A 14267-nucleotide genomic window follows, 5' to 3' on the forward strand; every position below is an offset into this window, starting at 1 on the left:
CCGCGCCGGGGTCTTTTTCGTTTGTGGTGGGACCAACCTACGGCGATCCTCTGGACGCGGTCAAGAGGATTGGGGGATGGTGGTGGCATGGAAATGCGACGCCAACCCGATGAGGAGGTCGCTTTGTTGACGGTCCCGCAGATCGCCGAACGGCGCGGCTGGAGCCGCCAAGGGGTCCACGACCGGATCACCAACGACCCGGACTTCCCCGAAGCGGTGTTGGTGCCCGGCAGCACCCGGCCCCGCTGGCCAGCCGACGCCATCGACGCCTACTTCGACACGCACCCCAAGGCCCAGGGGAAGGGCGGCGGCCCGAAGCCGAGCCGCGACCAGGGGCCGACGTGAGCTTCGACCGAGTGACCTACTACGTGCCGCGGTGCCCGCTGTGCGGGACCAGGGCGACGGGCCCGGACGGCCAGGAGCCGCGCCTGGAGTCCGAAGCGCTCGGCGCGGAGCTGCGCGCGCACATGGAGGCGCAGGGCTGGCAGATCGTGGGCGGCGAGTGGAACGGGCGCGCCCGGGTCCGGTCGGCGCTGGCCCTGCGGTGTGCGCAGTGCGCGGCCGCGGCCGCCGTCCGCACGGCGAAGTACCAGCGCGACCTTGCCCGTCCGGCGGTGCGCACCGTGGACATGTCCGCGCGGCTCGGCGACGGGTGGTCGCTGGTGCAGCGCGACGGAGACGAGGAGCGCCGGCTGTGGCTCGTGCGGCACGGCGAGCGCACCCGGGGCCAGGTCGCCCGGTACGTCAACCAGCGCGGTGGCCTGTCCGGTTGGCAGGCGTGGGGGTACGACGGCGGCGAGGTCATGCTGCACCTGGACGCGGTGAGCGCAGGCCAGTGGCGGGAGAACTCCAGCTTCCTGTGGCGCTCCCGCGACCTGGCGGCGTGGGGTGTCGCGGCCAGGCCCAAGCACGGCCAGGCGCTCCCGACGTGGGCCCGGAAGGGGGCGGCGGCCAGGGCGTGACGGGAAGCAAAGAACCGGCCCCCGTGGGGGCCGGTTCGGATGGTGTGGGTCGAGTGGGTCAGGCCGCGTCGACCGCGTCGACCTGGCGGCGCTTGCGCGGCTTGGGGAAGATGCGGGTCTTGCGCCACCGGGCGAGATCCTTGATGTGGACGCGCATGCCACGGTTGGACGTGCCGACCTTCTCGACCTTCGGGCCGGTGCCCTCGGCGATCCACCGGTACATGTTGGCGACGCTCGTGTCGCAGGCGACCGCGGCCTGCTCGACGGTCAGCCACTCCGGGCCGCGCGGCTTGCGCCCACGGGCCTGGGCGGCCGTCTCCGGCTTCGCCTTCACTTCCACCTTGACCTCCACCTCGGGCACGGCCTCCGGCTCCGGGGTGACCTCGGGCTCCGCGACGGCCTCCGGCTCCGACTCGACCACCCGCAGCTCCCGCACCTCGCCCTGACGCGTCCGGTACGCCTTGCGCCTGCACGACGGGGAGCAGTAGAGGCGCGGCCGGCCCTTGCCCTGCCCGTCGAAGGACTTCCCGCAGATGCAGACCACGGTCGTGCTCGCGTTCGGCGGGACGATCCGGTCCAGCACCTCCTTGACGGCGGCCGGGTCGGCGCTCTGCCCGGTCGCGGACTCCAGCTGGTTGATGCGGGCGGTGAGGCGGCCGACGGTGGAGAACAGCGCGTCGAGCTCGGCGTCGGTGATGTGGGAGGCGTCAGCCGGAACGGTGGTCATTTTCAGAATCCCTTGGCGAAGGAGAAGGCGGGCATACGGACGGGTCCGGGGTGCACGTGGGTGGCTTCGAGGACGGCGGTCAGGCCATCCGGCAAGCCGGGAGCGGGAGGGGTGGGCGCGGCCTGGCGGGCCGGGACGGCGGGCGGGTCGATGTCGCCCCGGATCTGGCGGACCACGGCCGCGCAGAAGCGCAGGTTCTGCATGCGGGCGAGGGACCAGCGGTGCCGGGCCCCTACGGTCTCGAGCATCATCGGGTCGTCGTCCATGCCGACGGGCCTGCCGTCCTCGCTCCAGCCCACCAGCGCCCCGTACAGCCAGGCGTCGTTGCGGTTGGCGTCCCACTCGCGGGAGTCCAGCCGGATGTGGGCGGCAACCCGCTCCAGGACGGCCCGCGCGCGGTGCATCAGGTCCGTCTGGCCAGCAGTGCTGCGCTGCAGCTCCTCCAGCTCGGCCGCATGGTTCCGCTTCGCCTCGGCAAGCTCGGCGCGGAGGGCGCGGATCTCGTCCTCGGCCGGGTGGACCAGGGCTTCGGCGATGTTGCGGGCCAGCTCCATGCGTACGGAGTCGGAGAGGTACAGCGGCAGCAGGGCCTCTTCCACGATCTGCCGAGCCTGCCCGACAGCGGGACTGGCAGGGGTTCGGCGGGTGCCGAATGTCTGCGTATTCGGCTCGGTGTCTCGCACCAGGGGCCTCCGTGCGGCTGGGTGGTGGTGCCTTGCAATGAGGGGGAACGTCGGAGGCCCGCCAGGTGTGACACAAGACAGGGAATTTGGTGAGCACAAAGCGACGAAAGCCCTGTGACCTGCGGTTTTGCCGCCAGGGATGAAGGCGACTTGCGCTAGAGCGCAACACGCGATTCGACTTGCGCTAGAGCGCAACATGCGACTTGCGCTAGAGCGCAAGTCCGACTGACGCTCTAGCGCAACACCTAGTAACTAGAAGAACTTCAACTAGACGAACATCAACAACACCTGGGCGGCGGGTGCCGGCGGACGGGTGCGGCCCGGCGGCGGCGGGGCGTGAAACGGGACCGGCAAGCCGGCCCGCCGGATTCCCTCCCCAAACGGATGACACCAGTGGTACCGTTGCCACCATGCCAGCATCTGAGAAGACCGAGAAGAAGGCCATGAGCCTCCGGTTCCCCAACGCGGAGCAGTACGACGCCATCGCCGCAGCCGCCAAGGCCGCCGACATGAGCATGCAGGAGTACGTGCTGTCGGCAGCCTACGAGCGCGCCACGGCCGTCGAGCGGGTGTTCCTCGAGGCGGCCCGCGAAGCCATGGAGTACACCCGCGAAGCCTTCGCCGAGCTCGGCGACAACGTGCCCGACACCGAACGGCACGCCGCCGCGCGGGCCGCGGAGCAGCGCCTTGCCGAGCTGGACCGCGCTGAGGCTGGCCACGGGAACGCCGCGTGACCCAAACCATCGACGTGCCGTTCCTGCTGCACGTCGCCGAGCAGATCGACGGCGACCCGCAGGTGCACGAACTGGGCGTGCTCTACGCCGCGGTCGCCCGCGTCCACTCCAGCGCCATGGGGCGCGACTGCTACGGCTCTGACCACCTCAAGGCGGCCGCGCTCATGCACGAGCTCGCGCGGATTCCCTGCCTGGAGCACTCGAACCTGCAGTTCGCATGGGTCAGCACTATCGGGTTCCTGACCCTGCAGGACCGCAGCCTGAACTACCCGCCCAAGGAGGCCGCCGTCCTCGTCCGCGACACGGCAGCCGGCCGGGTCACCGTGAAGGAGATCGCTCTGGCGCTTCGCGGCTGGACCGTTCGGTGACGGCGACGACCCTGGGGGCACCCGCCCGGATCCAGCGCGGCCGCACGAAGGGCTGGCGGCTGGCGGATGCCACCACCAACCCGAACGGCGCCGTCATCGTCAGCCAGCCCAGCCGGTACGGCAACGCGTGCACCATCGCGGTGATGCGGGAGATGCGATACGTCGACCCGCACGCCGCGGCGGCCGCCAACTTCCGCATGTGGCTGGCCGGGGACCGAACCAACGCCCCGACCGACGAGGCCGACCAGCGGCGCGAGCGGATCCTTGTCAGCGTGCCGGAGCTGCGCGGCAAGGACGTCGCTTGCACGTGCCGACCGGATCAGGCGTGCCACGCCGACGAACTGCTGCGGCTGGCCAGCATGCCGCCCGCCGAGTACGACGCGTGGGCCGCGAGGGTTCGCCTCCGGGTCGACCGGGGCCGGGCCTCCTGGAGCGAAGCCCCGATGTACAGCGACGAGGAGAAGGCAGCCGCATGACCGACCGCCACGCCGGCTACGTCGTCACCCTCGCCGGAGACCTCCGGGCCGACGACGCCGAGCAGCTCCGGGCCGCCATCGGTCTCCTGCGGGGCGTCGTTTCCGTGGAGCCGGTGCCCGCCGACATCCCGCAGCACATCGCCACGGAGCGCGCCCGCAGCGAGCTCCGCGGGCAGCTCGCCGGGATCCTCACCGGGAAGTGACCGGACAGCCCGAGGGCCCGCCACCTCCCCGGTGACGGGCCCTCCAGACTTTCCCGGGTATAACCGGCTCACGCGACCAGTTCTGTCAGGACGAGTGTCAGCCTTCCCCCGGGGGTTGCAGACCTGGCACCTGGGCGAGGGTCCGGCCCTGTCAGGATCCGGGCGTTGTCGTCCGGCAGGGCCCCGCCGTCGACCAGGCCGTCAAGGAGCGCCTTCGCCGAGGGCGCCCAGTTCCCCGGGTCGAAGTCCCGGGTACGCGGGCCCGGGTGCACGACGTAGTGCAGGTGGGCCCGGGCCAGCGTCGGCAGCCGGTGCTTACGGGCGAGCACCTTCCCCGTCTTGCGGAGCTCGCCTATCCGGTCGGCCTCGGGCGCCCAGTGCAGGCGCATGTTGGAGCTGAGCAGAGGCAGCGGCGGGACGGCCATCACCCACGAGCGGCCCGCGCCGGCCAACTCGGCAACCAGGTCGTCCAGGTCCACATCCGGGGCGGGGCCGGCGGCCGCGACCGGGCGGGGCGCCTTCGCCTTGCGGGGCCTGGCCGTGCCCGAAGTGCGTTTCGCGGCCACGGCCTTGGTGCTGCGCCGCAGCTCACGCTCCCCGGCGAGGGTCAGCCCGACGAGCTCCGTCCACTGTCCCCGGTCGTGGGTGCGGCCGCCGTGGCGTACGAGCTCGGCGCGGAGTAGCGCCAGGACGTCGAGCTTGGCCAGGGTGAGCCACTGCCCGGGCTCCGGTGCGGCGTAGCGGTAGTGGGTGCGGCCCGGGGAGCCGGGGACGCTCGCGTGACTGACGGCGTGATCGCGGATGGTGCGCAGGGCCGCGCGGTGAGCCTCGGGGAGGGGAGGGGCCGCGGGGCGGCGGAACGGTGCGGGCATCGGGACCTCCGCTACGTCTATGCGCATAGGTGCGCGTAGTTTCCAAGATTTTTTGCGGGGTGGAAGCTGGCCGACCCTGATTGCTCGATCACTGCAAGTGTCGGCTGTTTCCTGACCGGTTCATTCCGTGAGCCTTACAACTTCTCATACATGGGGCGGCTGTTACCCCCTCGCAGCACTACGCGCAATTGCAACACGCGGCCGCGGAAGCCGTAAGCTTAAGAACGCCGAAGAGGAGAGCACGACCCGTGATCCAGCCTGTGGCCTGGAAAACCTGGCTGGGGGTCGTTGCCCTCCTCTGGCGCACCGTAGGAACCAACTCGAGAATGGAAAACCCACAATGCGCTTCAATAGTAGTGCCTGCAGCAAAGCCTGCGCCAAGGGCATCAAGGATGTCGTCAAGTTCGTGAGGACTGCCTTGGAAGCCGTGGCCCGCGCGGTCAGGAACAATCGCCGTGAGGTGACCCTCGCGGCCCTCGGCGGCGCGGTCCATGCGTGCGTGGCCATCCCGTTGGTCGAAGCCGGGAACCGGTTCTTCGGCGCCTGATCCACACACGAGCACAGGGTGGCCCCCCTCTCACTCGAGAGGGGGGCCACCCTGTTACCCGGCGCCTGCCCCGGCACCCGTGCGCGTCTTCGCCGACCTCGCCGGCAGTCCGCCGAACCGGGATCGAACATCCGGCCGGACACCCCCGAACGCATGGTTAGGGGAGCCTTACCGGTGATAATTTGGAGAATCACAGGCTATTCTAAGGGGGTGTCAGAAGATCCCGAACACCCCTCCGAAGACGGCCCTGTGGCCCCGCCGGAGATGAGCCGCGCCCTGTTCAACCAGTGGTTCGCGTTCGTCTCCGCCCGGCTGGACGAGCGCGAGGCCATGGCCGACGCGATCCACTCCCGCGCAGGCCTGGAATGCCGCACGATCACCACACCCCTGCGCGTGAAGGCCGCGTACGCGTTCGGCTACGGGGAGGCCGCACTGGCCGACGACCAGCCCCACCGCGCGCGCAAGAAACTCGCCTGGTTCCGCCAGATGGGCGCCCAATGGGCCGACCACCCCCAGCACCCCGACCACCTCAAGGAGAAGACGGCATGAGCGGCCTCTCGGCATCCGGCCTGCTGGCGTACGGCTACGTCCTCGGCGGCGACGACAACGGCTGGCAGGTGCAGGGCGCCGGCGAGTTCGGCGAGCTGACCCCGGCCGCCCCCTGGTACGACCCCGACGTGGACGACGATTTCGAGTCCGCGGCCATGGACCGGCTGCGGGCGGCGGGCGTCGGCGTGGAGGTCGTCGCGTACTGCTCCCACGCCTACCCGATGTACTTCCTGGCCGCGAAGTCCTTCCGCGTGGCCCAAGGCCACACCCAGGGAATTGACATAGCGGAACTGGTGGAGGCCTCGCAGGCGGGCGACTGGGACGCCAAGCTGCAGGCCGCTCTCGACGCCCTCGGCATCACCCCCCTGCAGGAGCGGCCGAGCCTGCACCTGTGTTCGTACCTCGGCTGACCCACCCCACCCGTAGCGCCACCAAAGGAGAACCATGGCTGACACCGGCATCCACGACCTGGCCCAGTACGAGACCGACGCCCCGTTCACCCCGGCCGAGCGGAAGGCGATCGACGGCTACCACGACTTCATCGGCGACCTCCCCAACATCGCCTTCGAGGGCTTCAACGCCGACGAGATCCGCGGCTTCGCGGCGGAGAACGGCGAGCACGAAACCCGCAAGATGCTGCTCTTGTTCTCCACCGAGCTCCTCAGCGCCTGGTACGGGGCGATCACCGTCCTGCAGGGCAGGTTGTCGAGCGGCGCCGACGGGCACAGCGGGGCCGCCGCCGCGTACCTCGGCAACCTCAAGGAGCAGCACCGCGACGCCCGCACCAAGTTCGAGCACGCCGTCACCATGTGGTTCCTGGACCTGGACACGGACCTCTCCTCGCCGACGTACGTAAGCCGGGACTCGCACGAGTGAGTGACCAGTACGGGCAGCGCATACCGGCCCTGCCGGGCGCGGCGAAGGCGTGGTTCGACGCGTTCCAGCGGGCCGCGGAGGCGGCGAACGGCGGCATCGACTGGTCGGTGCTGTCCTCGGCGCGGCTCCCCAACCCTGCCGCCGTGCCGCCGTGCCCGGTGTGTGGCGACGTGCCCGTGTCCGGCAAGCTGTCCGGCCACACCGGGTTTTGCCCGTTCCAGCCGTGCCCGCCGAAGACGGGCGCCCACCTGCACTTCCAGCCCTGCGGATGCCTCCTGGACCTGCCGTCTCTGGAGGAACTGATCCGCTCCATGTACGGCTCCAGGGAGAACGCGTGAGCATGGAGGAAGAGGGAGAGGTCGTCGTCGCGGAGCTCCTGGACGACGAGGAGCCCGAGGGGCTTCCCGCCGTCCGGGAGAGCCTGCCTGCGCCGCGCTACGACGTCGATCAGCACACGATCGTCGGCCCGGGCGAGGATCTGCCCGTGGCCGGGCAGGGCCCGCGGTACTCGGAAGAGGACTTCCGGGTCTCGCAGGCCACGATGGACCTGCACGCTGAGGCCAAGGCGGAGAACACCCGCCGGATGCGCACCACCGCGGTGAGGGAGTTCGAGGCCTGGTGCGCTGTGCACGGCCGCGTCGCCCGGCCGTGCACTACGGCGACGTTCACCGAGTACGGCACTCACCTGATGACCCGGGTCAACCGCAAGGACGGCACGCGCAGTATGAAGGCCGCGTCGATCCGCGCCTACATGTCGCACATCCGCATGTGGCAGCCGCCCGGGAAGCGCCCGGACCGCACGATGTTCAACGAGAACATCAAGGGCTGGACGGCGAAGAACCCGCGGGCGAACCGGAAGCGGGAGGCGTTCCCGCTGACGCTGCCGTTCGTGCTGGCGATGATCGACGTGTGCGACGAGTCCACCCCCATCGGCATGCGTGACGCCGCCTACCTGGCGTTCGCCTACCGGTTCGTGGCGCGCCGCACCGAGCCCGCCGAGCTGCTGATCGAGGATCTGGTGATCACTGATGACCGGATCGTCGTGAAGCTGGCCAAGGACAAGACGCACCAGACCGAGGAACAGACCCTCACCCAGAAGAACCGCGCCGACCTGCAGCAGGTCGAGCGCATGCGGGCGTGGCTGGCGTACCTCGCCGAGCAGGGCGTCACCTCGGGTCCGCTGCTGCGGGCGCTGACCAAGAAGGGCGCGCTCGCCGGGCGCGCCCACGCGACCAAGCGGGGCGATCACCTGACCGGGTCCGCGTGCGACGGCATCGTGAAGAAGCGGTTCGAGCAGGCTGGACTCGAGACCGACGGGCGGCCGGTGACGGCTCAGGGCTTGCGCGCGGGAGCGGCCACCGACCTGGCGGCCGCCGGGGTCCGGGGCAAGGTGCTCAACCGACAGGGCCGGTGGGCGGACAAGTCATCCGTCGCCGAGATCACCTATGTCCGGCCCGTGATCGACGCGGAGAAGGACCCGTTCGACGCGGTGAAGGTGGTCGGGGCGGCAGCCGTCGACCAGGTCGCGGAGCCCGCCGGCCCCGTGGTGAAGGTGGAGGGCCGGGCCGACCGTGCTGCCCGGCGGCGCATGCGCCGAAGGTGACTGGCAGCCCCAGTATTTCGCTGCTGGGGCGTACGGCCCGAAGGGCCGGCCCCCGCGCCCGCCGCAGGCGATCTGCCAGCGGGCGCGGGGGCCAGTTATACATGAGAGCCTTCCCCCGTGCTTCTATCCGACAGGGACATCAGGACCGAGATCGACGGCGGGCGGGTGCGGATCGACCCGTTCGACGCGTCGATGGTGCAGCCGTCGAGCATCGACGTACGGCTCGACCGCTTCTTCCGGGTGTTCGAGAACCACCGGTACCCGCACATCGACCCCGCGATCGAGCAGCCGGACCTCACCAGGGAAGTGCAGCCGGAGGGCGACGGGCCCTTCATCCTCCACCCCGGGGAGTTCGTACTGGCCTCCACGTACGAGGTCATCACACTCCCCGACGACATCGCCTCCCGCCTGGAGGGGAAGTCGAGCCTCGGTCGGCTGGGACTCGTCACGCACTCCACCGCAGGCTTCATCGACCCCGGGTTCTCCGGACACGTGACGCTGGAGCTGTCGAACGTGGCCACGCTCCCCATCAAGCTGTGGCCCGGCATGAAGATCGGGCAGCTCTGCCTGTTCCGGCTGAGCTCGCCGGCCGAATTCCCCTACGGCTCGCAGCGGTACGGCTCCCGGTACCAGGGGCAGCGCGGCCCGACCCCGTCACGGTCGTCTCTGCACTTCCACCGCACGCAGGTCTGACGCGACGCAAACGGCCCCGTCCCGGTAGCACACCGGGCGGGGCCGCCTGGTCCCCGAACCCGCGAGGAGGTTCCGGTGGACCGAGCCACCCGATCCCTGACCGCGTGGCATTCCGCCCGTGCCCGCGCCCGCCGCATGCGCGAGCGCTGGATCGCCGCCGAGGCCCGATGCGCCCAGCTCGCCGCCGAACCGGCCGTGCCCGTGGAGGTGTGGCGCGCCTCCCAGGTGGAGGCGATGCGCGCCAACGACACCATCGGCCGAGTGGCTGACCTCCTGGAGCGGTGGCACGAGTCGGGGCCGCAGGACGGGCGGGCCGCACGCACCGAGCTGCTGCGCGCCCTGAACGGCACCGACGAGCGGGACGCGGCGCTGCAGCGCCTCCGCGGCCGGGTGCGGGAACTGCGGTCGGGCCTGGCCGACATGGCCCGCGTGGCGGAGCACGAGAAGGCCGTGGCGATCGAGGCGGAAGCCCGCCTTGACCGGGCATGCGCGCTACTCGACCGCGTCGCCGCCGCCCCCACCATGCAGCTGCACGAGGACGGGCCGCGCGTCGTGGACGCCGACGATCTGCGCCACCGTCTGGGGCTGTCGCCCCGGTAGAGCCGCTGTTGTCACACTCTGGCGCCGCTGATCGTTCCCATGGGTGGGGGTTGCGCTTAGCGCAGGGGCTGTGTATCCGAATCCGTCCGGCGGAAGGAACCGACGCCTGTGCCTACTCCCCCGGCGAAGAAGGCGGCCGACCATGCGTGGGTCGTCGCGGCCGAGCTGCCCGTGGAGACCAACATTGCCCGCTACGCCGACTTCCGAGGATCGTTCGTGATCAAGGAGGGCGGACAGCGCGTCAACGCCCTGGAGGTGTACTGCAAGGCCTGCAAACGCCCCTTCGAGGACGTGGCAGACCAGGAGTGCTCTGCACTCATCGACAACCGGCACCTCATCGGCGGAGACCAGCGGGTCCGCGCGAAGCGCCTGCCTCCGCCCCAGCCTCCGAAGGGCGCCCGGGTCATCCCGGGCCACACCTACACGCGACGCGGCATCGAGGCGTACGTCGCGGGCACCGTCTGACCACTCACCTGCAGAAGGGCACCACCCCGTGAACCGCCGTACCCGCATAGTCGCCGCCGCGTCCGCCGCCACCCTGGCACTGGGCCTGGCGGGCTGCGCCAAGATGATGGAGCCGTACAACGACGCTCCGCGCGCTGGCACGATCAACCGGGAGCCCTGCGAGGTCATCGCCATGCCCGACGGTTTCTCCAACTCCTGCACGAAGTGCGACCACGGCAACCGCATCTACCAGTCGTTCCACGGCGACGGTGCGTACACGGCCATCTCGGTCGTGCCCCAGGATCCGACCTGCCGCCACTGAGCGCAGTCCGCCGGGGGCCGGTCCGTGAGTGGCCGGCACCCCGGCGCGGGTGACGCCGCGACACTAGGCGCGACGCCTTCCTAGCTTGCGCGCCGTGACTCACATCCCTTCCGCCACCGACGCGCCCCCGCCGACAACGCCGCCGCTGCCCGTCAGGGAGATCGTCGGCCTGGTCCTGGTCGTCCTCGGCTCAGTAGGCCTCACCGTCGTGGCGTTCGCCGTCGATCCGCTGCTCGGCGCGGCCGTTGTCGCCGCCGCGCTCATCAGCCTCGGACTGATCCTGTCCCTCGGCGATAGCAGCGCCGGCTGATGGCCCGCCGCCGGACCCTGCTGCCCGCGATGCGGGCCCTGGCCCGCCGCCGCGCCGTCGCGCCGGCCATGCAGGAGACCAAGGGGTGGTCCGGCGGCTGGACTGTGCCCGCTGGCGTGTCGCGCATGTACGGCACCGAGGGCCGCGCGGACGGCTGGGACCTGGAGAAGGTCATCGCCGACGGCTACGAGCGCGGCGTGTGGGTTTTCAAGGCCGTCGAGACGATCGCCGGGCACTCCTCCCGCCTGCCGTTCATGGTCGGCCGCGGGGACAACCCCGGTGAGATCGACGAGACCATGGACGAGCATCCGCTGTACCGGCTGCTGAACGGGCAGGCCAACCCGCTGGAGAGCGGGCGCGTGTTCCGCAAGCGCCTGTCGGCGCAGGTGCTCCTCAGCAAGCGCGGCGCGTTCATCGAGGTGACCCGCTCGCGGCGGGGCACGATGACCCGCCTGGATCTGCTGCCGCCGGACCGGGTGATGCCCATTCCCGACCCCCGCGGGGAGTACATCAGCCACTTCGAGCTGTTCGAGCGCGACGGGCGCACCCGGGAGCTGGACCCGGAGCGGGTGCGATGGGTGCGAGAGCCCCACCCCACGGATCCGTTCTCGGGGACGACGCCGCTGGAGGCCGCCGGGATATCGGTGGACCTGGACCACCTGGCGCGGCTCTACAACGTCAGCTTCTTGCGGAACGACGCCCGGCCCGGCGGTGTGCTTGGCGTCGACCTCAAGGGCGCGTCAGGCCGTCAGCTCGACCGGATCGAGGAACGGTTCGCGCCGGGCGTCGAACGGGCCGGAGAGCTCGCCGTGATCGGCATGGGCCCCGGCGGCATGAGCTACATCGACGTCGCCACCCGGCCCCGTGACATGGCCTACGAGCAACTGTCGAAGATCTCCAAGGACGAGATCCTGGCCGCGTTCGGCACGCCCGAGTCGATGTTCGGCAACACCTCGGGCCGGACCTACGACAACGCCGAGCAGGACGAGTACACGTTCTGGACGATCACCATGTCGTCCCACAACGACCTGATCGCCTCCGCGTTCTGGCCCGACGTCGCCGACGACGACGGGTGGCGCCCGTACCTGGACACCAGCGGCGTCGAAGCCCTGGAGCTCCCCCAACGTCACCGCCTGCAGGTGCTCCGCGAGGAGTGGCAGGCCGGACTGATCAGCGTGGACGAGTACCGGGCGGCTGCCGGTCGTGACCCGATCGACAACCCGCAGACCCGTGCCCTTTGGCTCAACCCGCAGAAAGCGCCCGTGCCGACGCGGCCCGAGGACGCGGTTGCCCTCGGTGTCGGCGGCGCCCCCGGCGCTCCCCCCGGTGCGCCGGGTGCCGGCCCGGGCGGACTTCCCCCGGCCGATGCGCCCGAAGGCGGGCAGGACGGCGGCGGCGCGGCCGCCCAGGCCGTTGCCCAAGCCCGCGGGGACGGCGGAGACGCGGGAGGTGCGGCCGCGCAGGCCGTGGCAGCAGCCCGCGCCACCCAGCAGCCCACCGCCCCGGGCGCGGCCGCCGCAGCCGTCGATGCGGCCCGTGCTGCAGGCGGCGCCTCGCAGGCCCCGGGGGCCGCCGCGGCCGCCGTCACCGCGGCGCGCGCCTCCCAGCAGCCCACCGCGCCAGGCGCGGCCGCCGCCGCCGTCGGTGCGGCCCGAGAGACCAAGTCCGCGCGGCGCGATCCCGGCTGGACCCCCGATGAGGCAGCCGTCGAACGGCTCACCACCGCGGCGGCCGGCGCCCTGGACGCGATCCTCGCCCGACAGACAGACATCACCATCGCCCGGCTGCGCTCCCCCAAGGCCCGCAAGGGCACCCGGTACTGGCAACCGGACAAGTCCCTCCCCGAGGACACACGCGGCGGTGACGGGCCGCTGGACGCGCACCGGGCGATCTCCCCCGAACGGTGGGCCACCGAAGCGACCGCGACCCTGTCGCCGCTGGTGACGGCGGCCGCAGAGCGCGCGTACGAGGACGCGACCCGGGCCCTGTCGGACGCGGCCGCCATCGAGGGCAAGGCGCTGCGCGGCCGAGGGGGGCCAGCAGCAGCCGTCATGGCGGCGCTCGCCGCCGTCGCCGAAGCCGTCCGGACGTTCCTCAACGCCCTGGCGGACGACGTGATGGCAGCTCAGGGCCACACCGACACCGTTGACGGCCTCGCCGAGGTCGTACACGGCCGCACAGGGGCCGCGCACGAGCTGGCCGAAGGGCTGGCCCGTCAGGTGGCCTCTGCGGTCGTCAACGGGGCAGCACAGGCCGCAGCGGAGGAAGTCCCCGGCATCGTCCGGACCTGGCACACGATGGGCGACGAGCGCGTACGGCCCGCCCACGAGGCACTGAACGACGAGACGCTGCCCGTCGACCAGCCCTTCGAGATCGAGGGCGCGTCGCTGCGGTACCCCGGCGATCCGCTGGCGCCCCTGCACCTGACGATCAACTGCCGCTGCCGCCTGTACTACTGGCCGGTTGACGGCGGACGCCCGGGCCTGGAGGGCAAGAGCGCCCGCCGTTCCCGGTGGAACCTGGCCCGGCACCCCCGGGACTCCCGGGGCCGCTTCATCGAGCCGGGCGGCGTCGCCCGGCTGTGGGGTGGCGGACTGGTGCGGGTCGTAGGCGCCCTCGCCAACCAGCGCATCCGCGTGGAGCGCCTGGAGGGCGGCGGCCGCGAGAACCACCGTGCGGACCGACTGACGATGGTGGCCCGCCCGGACGGCACCGCCCCGACGAAGGACGCGGGCAAGCTGCCGCCGACGAACGGCCCGAAGGGTGGGTGAGCGCCTGCACCTGGTCCCGGTGCGGTTCCGGGACGCCGCGGCGTTCGTCGCCGCCTGGCACCGCCATCACAAGCCGCCGCCGGGCATGGTGTTCGCCGTCGGGGCCGCCGACGGCGACGGGGTGCTGCGGGCTGTCGCCATGGTCGGGCGGCCCGTCGCCCGGCACCTGGACAACGGGCAGACGCTGGAGGTCACCCGCACGGCCACCGACGGCGCCTCCAACGCGAACAGCATGCTGTACGGCGCGGCGTGGCGGGCCGCGCAAGCCATGGGCTACACGCGCCTGGTGACGTACACGCAGGAGGGCGAGACCGGGGTGAGCCTGCGCGCTGCAGGCTGGCGGGTGCTGGCGCAGCGGCCGCCGCGGCGGGGCTGGGACTGCGCGAGCAGACCGCGCCAGTCCCGGGGTGCCGACAACATCGCCCGGACCCTGTGGGAAGCCCCCCACCTGCCGTGACTCAGGTCACAGTCGGATGGGGAGGGTGAGCGCGCGACGCTAGATGTGCCGGCGCTCGATGGTGCGCGGC

Annotated in this window: 22 protein-coding genes; 19 read left to right on the top strand and 3 right to left on the bottom strand. The window is 71.5% G+C overall.

Annotated elements, in window-relative coordinates:
* Positions 1 to 126: 126 nt before the first annotated feature.
* The gene (locus ACZ7MY_RS35845; RefSeq protein WP_499608553.1) at positions 127 to 345 is read left to right on the top strand and encodes a helix-turn-helix transcriptional regulator; all 219 of its coding nucleotides are present in this window, start codon (positions 127 to 129) and stop codon (positions 343 to 345) included.
* A complete protein-coding gene (locus ACZ7MY_RS35850; protein WP_499608555.1) occupies positions 342 to 962 on the top strand; it encodes a hypothetical protein in 621 nt (206 codons plus the stop codon). The genes ACZ7MY_RS35845 and ACZ7MY_RS35850 overlap by 4 nt, the downstream gene beginning before the upstream one ends.
* A 58-nt stretch (positions 963 to 1020) precedes the next feature.
* Here ACZ7MY_RS35850 and ACZ7MY_RS35855 read toward each other — a convergent pair whose 3' ends face one another.
* Positions 1021 to 1689, bottom strand: a complete 669-nt coding sequence (locus tag ACZ7MY_RS35855) for a helix-turn-helix domain-containing protein (RefSeq protein ID WP_499608557.1) — start codon at positions 1687 to 1689, stop codon at positions 1021 to 1023.
* Between the two features lie 2 nt (positions 1690 to 1691).
* Positions 1692 to 2288, bottom strand: a complete 597-nt coding sequence (locus tag ACZ7MY_RS35860; RefSeq protein ID WP_499608560.1) for a hypothetical protein — start codon at positions 2286 to 2288, stop codon at positions 1692 to 1694.
* A gap of 494 nt (positions 2289 to 2782) precedes the next feature.
* Here ACZ7MY_RS35860 and ACZ7MY_RS35865 point away from each other — a divergent pair, with 494 nt between their 5' ends.
* From ACZ7MY_RS35865 to ACZ7MY_RS35880, 4 genes are read left to right on the top strand one after another with little or no spacing between them, the layout of a single operon-like run.
* Entirely contained in the window at positions 2783 to 3106 is a 324-nt protein-coding gene (locus ACZ7MY_RS35865; protein ID WP_499608561.1) for a hypothetical protein, read from the top strand.
* Entirely contained in the window at positions 3103 to 3474 is a 372-nt protein-coding gene (locus ACZ7MY_RS35870; RefSeq protein WP_499608563.1) for a fic family toxin-antitoxin system, toxin component, read from the top strand. Before ACZ7MY_RS35865 ends, ACZ7MY_RS35870 begins: the two co-directional genes overlap by 4 nt.
* Positions 3471 to 3950: a DUF4326 domain-containing protein gene (locus ACZ7MY_RS35875; protein WP_499608565.1), complete on the top strand. Its 480-nt coding sequence runs from the start codon at positions 3471 to 3473 to the stop codon at positions 3948 to 3950. Before ACZ7MY_RS35870 ends, ACZ7MY_RS35875 begins: the two co-directional genes overlap by 4 nt.
* Positions 3947 to 4153 (top strand): hypothetical protein, encoded by a 207-nt coding sequence (locus tag ACZ7MY_RS35880; RefSeq protein ID WP_499608567.1) that lies wholly within the window; start codon positions 3947 to 3949, stop codon positions 4151 to 4153. Before ACZ7MY_RS35875 ends, ACZ7MY_RS35880 begins: the two co-directional genes overlap by 4 nt.
* Before the next feature lie 68 nt (positions 4154 to 4221).
* Here the strand turns inward: ACZ7MY_RS35880 and ACZ7MY_RS35885 are convergent, their stop codons facing one another.
* The gene (locus ACZ7MY_RS35885; protein WP_499608568.1) at positions 4222 to 5025 is read right to left on the bottom strand and encodes a hypothetical protein; all 804 of its coding nucleotides are present in this window, start codon (positions 5023 to 5025) and stop codon (positions 4222 to 4224) included.
* Positions 5026 to 5365: 340 nt separating this feature from the next.
* Here ACZ7MY_RS35885 and ACZ7MY_RS35890 point away from each other — a divergent pair, with 340 nt between their 5' ends.
* The 13 genes from ACZ7MY_RS35890 to ACZ7MY_RS35950 all read left to right on the top strand — a co-directional run bounded on the left by ACZ7MY_RS35890 (position 5366) and on the right by ACZ7MY_RS35950 (position 14197).
* A complete protein-coding gene (locus ACZ7MY_RS35890; RefSeq protein ID WP_499608570.1) occupies positions 5366 to 5572 on the top strand; it encodes a hypothetical protein in 207 nt (68 codons plus the stop codon).
* 210 nt (positions 5573 to 5782) lie between these two features.
* Positions 5783 to 6121, top strand: a complete 339-nt coding sequence (locus ACZ7MY_RS35895; protein WP_499608572.1) for a hypothetical protein — start codon at positions 5783 to 5785, stop codon at positions 6119 to 6121.
* Complete coding sequence (locus tag ACZ7MY_RS35900; RefSeq protein ID WP_499608574.1) at positions 6118 to 6531, top strand: hypothetical protein; 414 nt, start codon at positions 6118 to 6120, stop codon at positions 6529 to 6531. Before ACZ7MY_RS35895 ends, ACZ7MY_RS35900 begins: the two co-directional genes overlap by 4 nt.
* A gap of 34 nt (positions 6532 to 6565) precedes the next feature.
* Positions 6566 to 6997 carry a hypothetical protein gene (locus ACZ7MY_RS35905; protein WP_499608577.1) on the top strand — a complete coding sequence of 144 codons (432 nt, stop codon included), beginning with the start codon at positions 6566 to 6568 and terminating at the stop codon, positions 6995 to 6997.
* A complete protein-coding gene (locus ACZ7MY_RS35910) occupies positions 6994 to 7335 on the top strand; it encodes a hypothetical protein (protein ID WP_499608580.1) in 342 nt (113 codons plus the stop codon). The genes ACZ7MY_RS35905 and ACZ7MY_RS35910 overlap by 4 nt, the downstream gene beginning before the upstream one ends.
* Before the next feature lie 2 nt (positions 7336 to 7337).
* Entirely contained in the window at positions 7338 to 8600 is a 1263-nt protein-coding gene (locus ACZ7MY_RS35915) for a tyrosine-type recombinase/integrase (protein ID WP_499608869.1), read from the top strand.
* Positions 8601 to 8717: 117 nt separating this feature from the next.
* The gene (dcd, locus tag ACZ7MY_RS35920; protein WP_499608582.1) at positions 8718 to 9293 is read left to right on the top strand and encodes a dCTP deaminase; all 576 of its coding nucleotides are present in this window, start codon (positions 8718 to 8720) and stop codon (positions 9291 to 9293) included.
* Between the two features lie 75 nt (positions 9294 to 9368).
* Positions 9369 to 9893: a hypothetical protein gene (locus ACZ7MY_RS35925; RefSeq protein WP_499608586.1), complete on the top strand. Its 525-nt coding sequence runs from the start codon at positions 9369 to 9371 to the stop codon at positions 9891 to 9893.
* Positions 9894 to 10001: 108 nt separating this feature from the next.
* Positions 10002 to 10358, top strand: coding sequence for a hypothetical protein (locus ACZ7MY_RS35930; RefSeq protein ID WP_499608589.1), 357 nt, complete (start codon positions 10002 to 10004; stop codon positions 10356 to 10358).
* Between the two features lie 28 nt (positions 10359 to 10386).
* Positions 10387 to 10659, top strand: a complete 273-nt coding sequence (locus ACZ7MY_RS35935) for a hypothetical protein (RefSeq protein WP_499608592.1) — start codon at positions 10387 to 10389, stop codon at positions 10657 to 10659.
* A 94-nt stretch (positions 10660 to 10753) separates the two neighbouring features.
* Positions 10754 to 10969: a hypothetical protein gene (locus ACZ7MY_RS35940; RefSeq protein WP_499608594.1), complete on the top strand. Its 216-nt coding sequence runs from the start codon at positions 10754 to 10756 to the stop codon at positions 10967 to 10969.
* Positions 10969 to 13740 (top strand): phage portal protein, encoded by a 2772-nt coding sequence (locus ACZ7MY_RS35945; protein WP_499608597.1) that lies wholly within the window; start codon positions 10969 to 10971, stop codon positions 13738 to 13740. The genes ACZ7MY_RS35940 and ACZ7MY_RS35945 overlap by 1 nt, the downstream gene beginning before the upstream one ends.
* Entirely contained in the window at positions 13733 to 14197 is a 465-nt protein-coding gene (locus tag ACZ7MY_RS35950; RefSeq protein WP_499608599.1) for an XF1762 family protein, read from the top strand. Before ACZ7MY_RS35945 ends, ACZ7MY_RS35950 begins: the two co-directional genes overlap by 8 nt.
* The last annotated feature ends 70 nt before the right edge of the window (positions 14198 to 14267 follow it).

The organism is Streptomyces sp. NPDC111520 (assembly GCF_055635295.1).

What these genes read in the sequence shown, in the direction of transcription:
- ACZ7MY_RS35905 (WP_499608577.1), top strand. Translation starts at nt 6,566, where the DNA reads ATGGCTGACACCGGCATCCACGACCTGGCCCAGTACGAGACCGACGCC.
- ACZ7MY_RS35945 (WP_499608597.1), top strand. Translation starts at nt 10,969, where the DNA reads ATGGCCCGCCGCCGGACCCTGCTGCCCGCGATGCGGGCCCTGGCCCGC.
- ACZ7MY_RS35885 (WP_499608568.1), bottom strand. Translation starts at nt 5,025, where the DNA reads ATGCCCGCACCGTTCCGCCGCCCCGCGGCCCCTCCCCTCCCCGAGGCT.
- ACZ7MY_RS35915 (WP_499608869.1), top strand. Translation starts at nt 7,338, where the DNA reads ATGGAGGAAGAGGGAGAGGTCGTCGTCGCGGAGCTCCTGGACGACGAG.
- ACZ7MY_RS35900 (WP_499608574.1), top strand. Translation starts at nt 6,118, where the DNA reads ATGAGCGGCCTCTCGGCATCCGGCCTGCTGGCGTACGGCTACGTCCTC.
- ACZ7MY_RS35880 (WP_499608567.1), top strand. Translation starts at nt 3,947, where the DNA reads ATGACCGACCGCCACGCCGGCTACGTCGTCACCCTCGCCGGAGACCTC.
- ACZ7MY_RS35890 (WP_499608570.1), top strand. Translation starts at nt 5,366, where the DNA reads ATGCGCTTCAATAGTAGTGCCTGCAGCAAAGCCTGCGCCAAGGGCATC.
- ACZ7MY_RS35865 (WP_499608561.1), top strand. Translation starts at nt 2,783, where the DNA reads ATGCCAGCATCTGAGAAGACCGAGAAGAAGGCCATGAGCCTCCGGTTC.
- ACZ7MY_RS35855 (WP_499608557.1), bottom strand. Translation starts at nt 1,689, where the DNA reads ATGACCACCGTTCCGGCTGACGCCTCCCACATCACCGACGCCGAGCTC.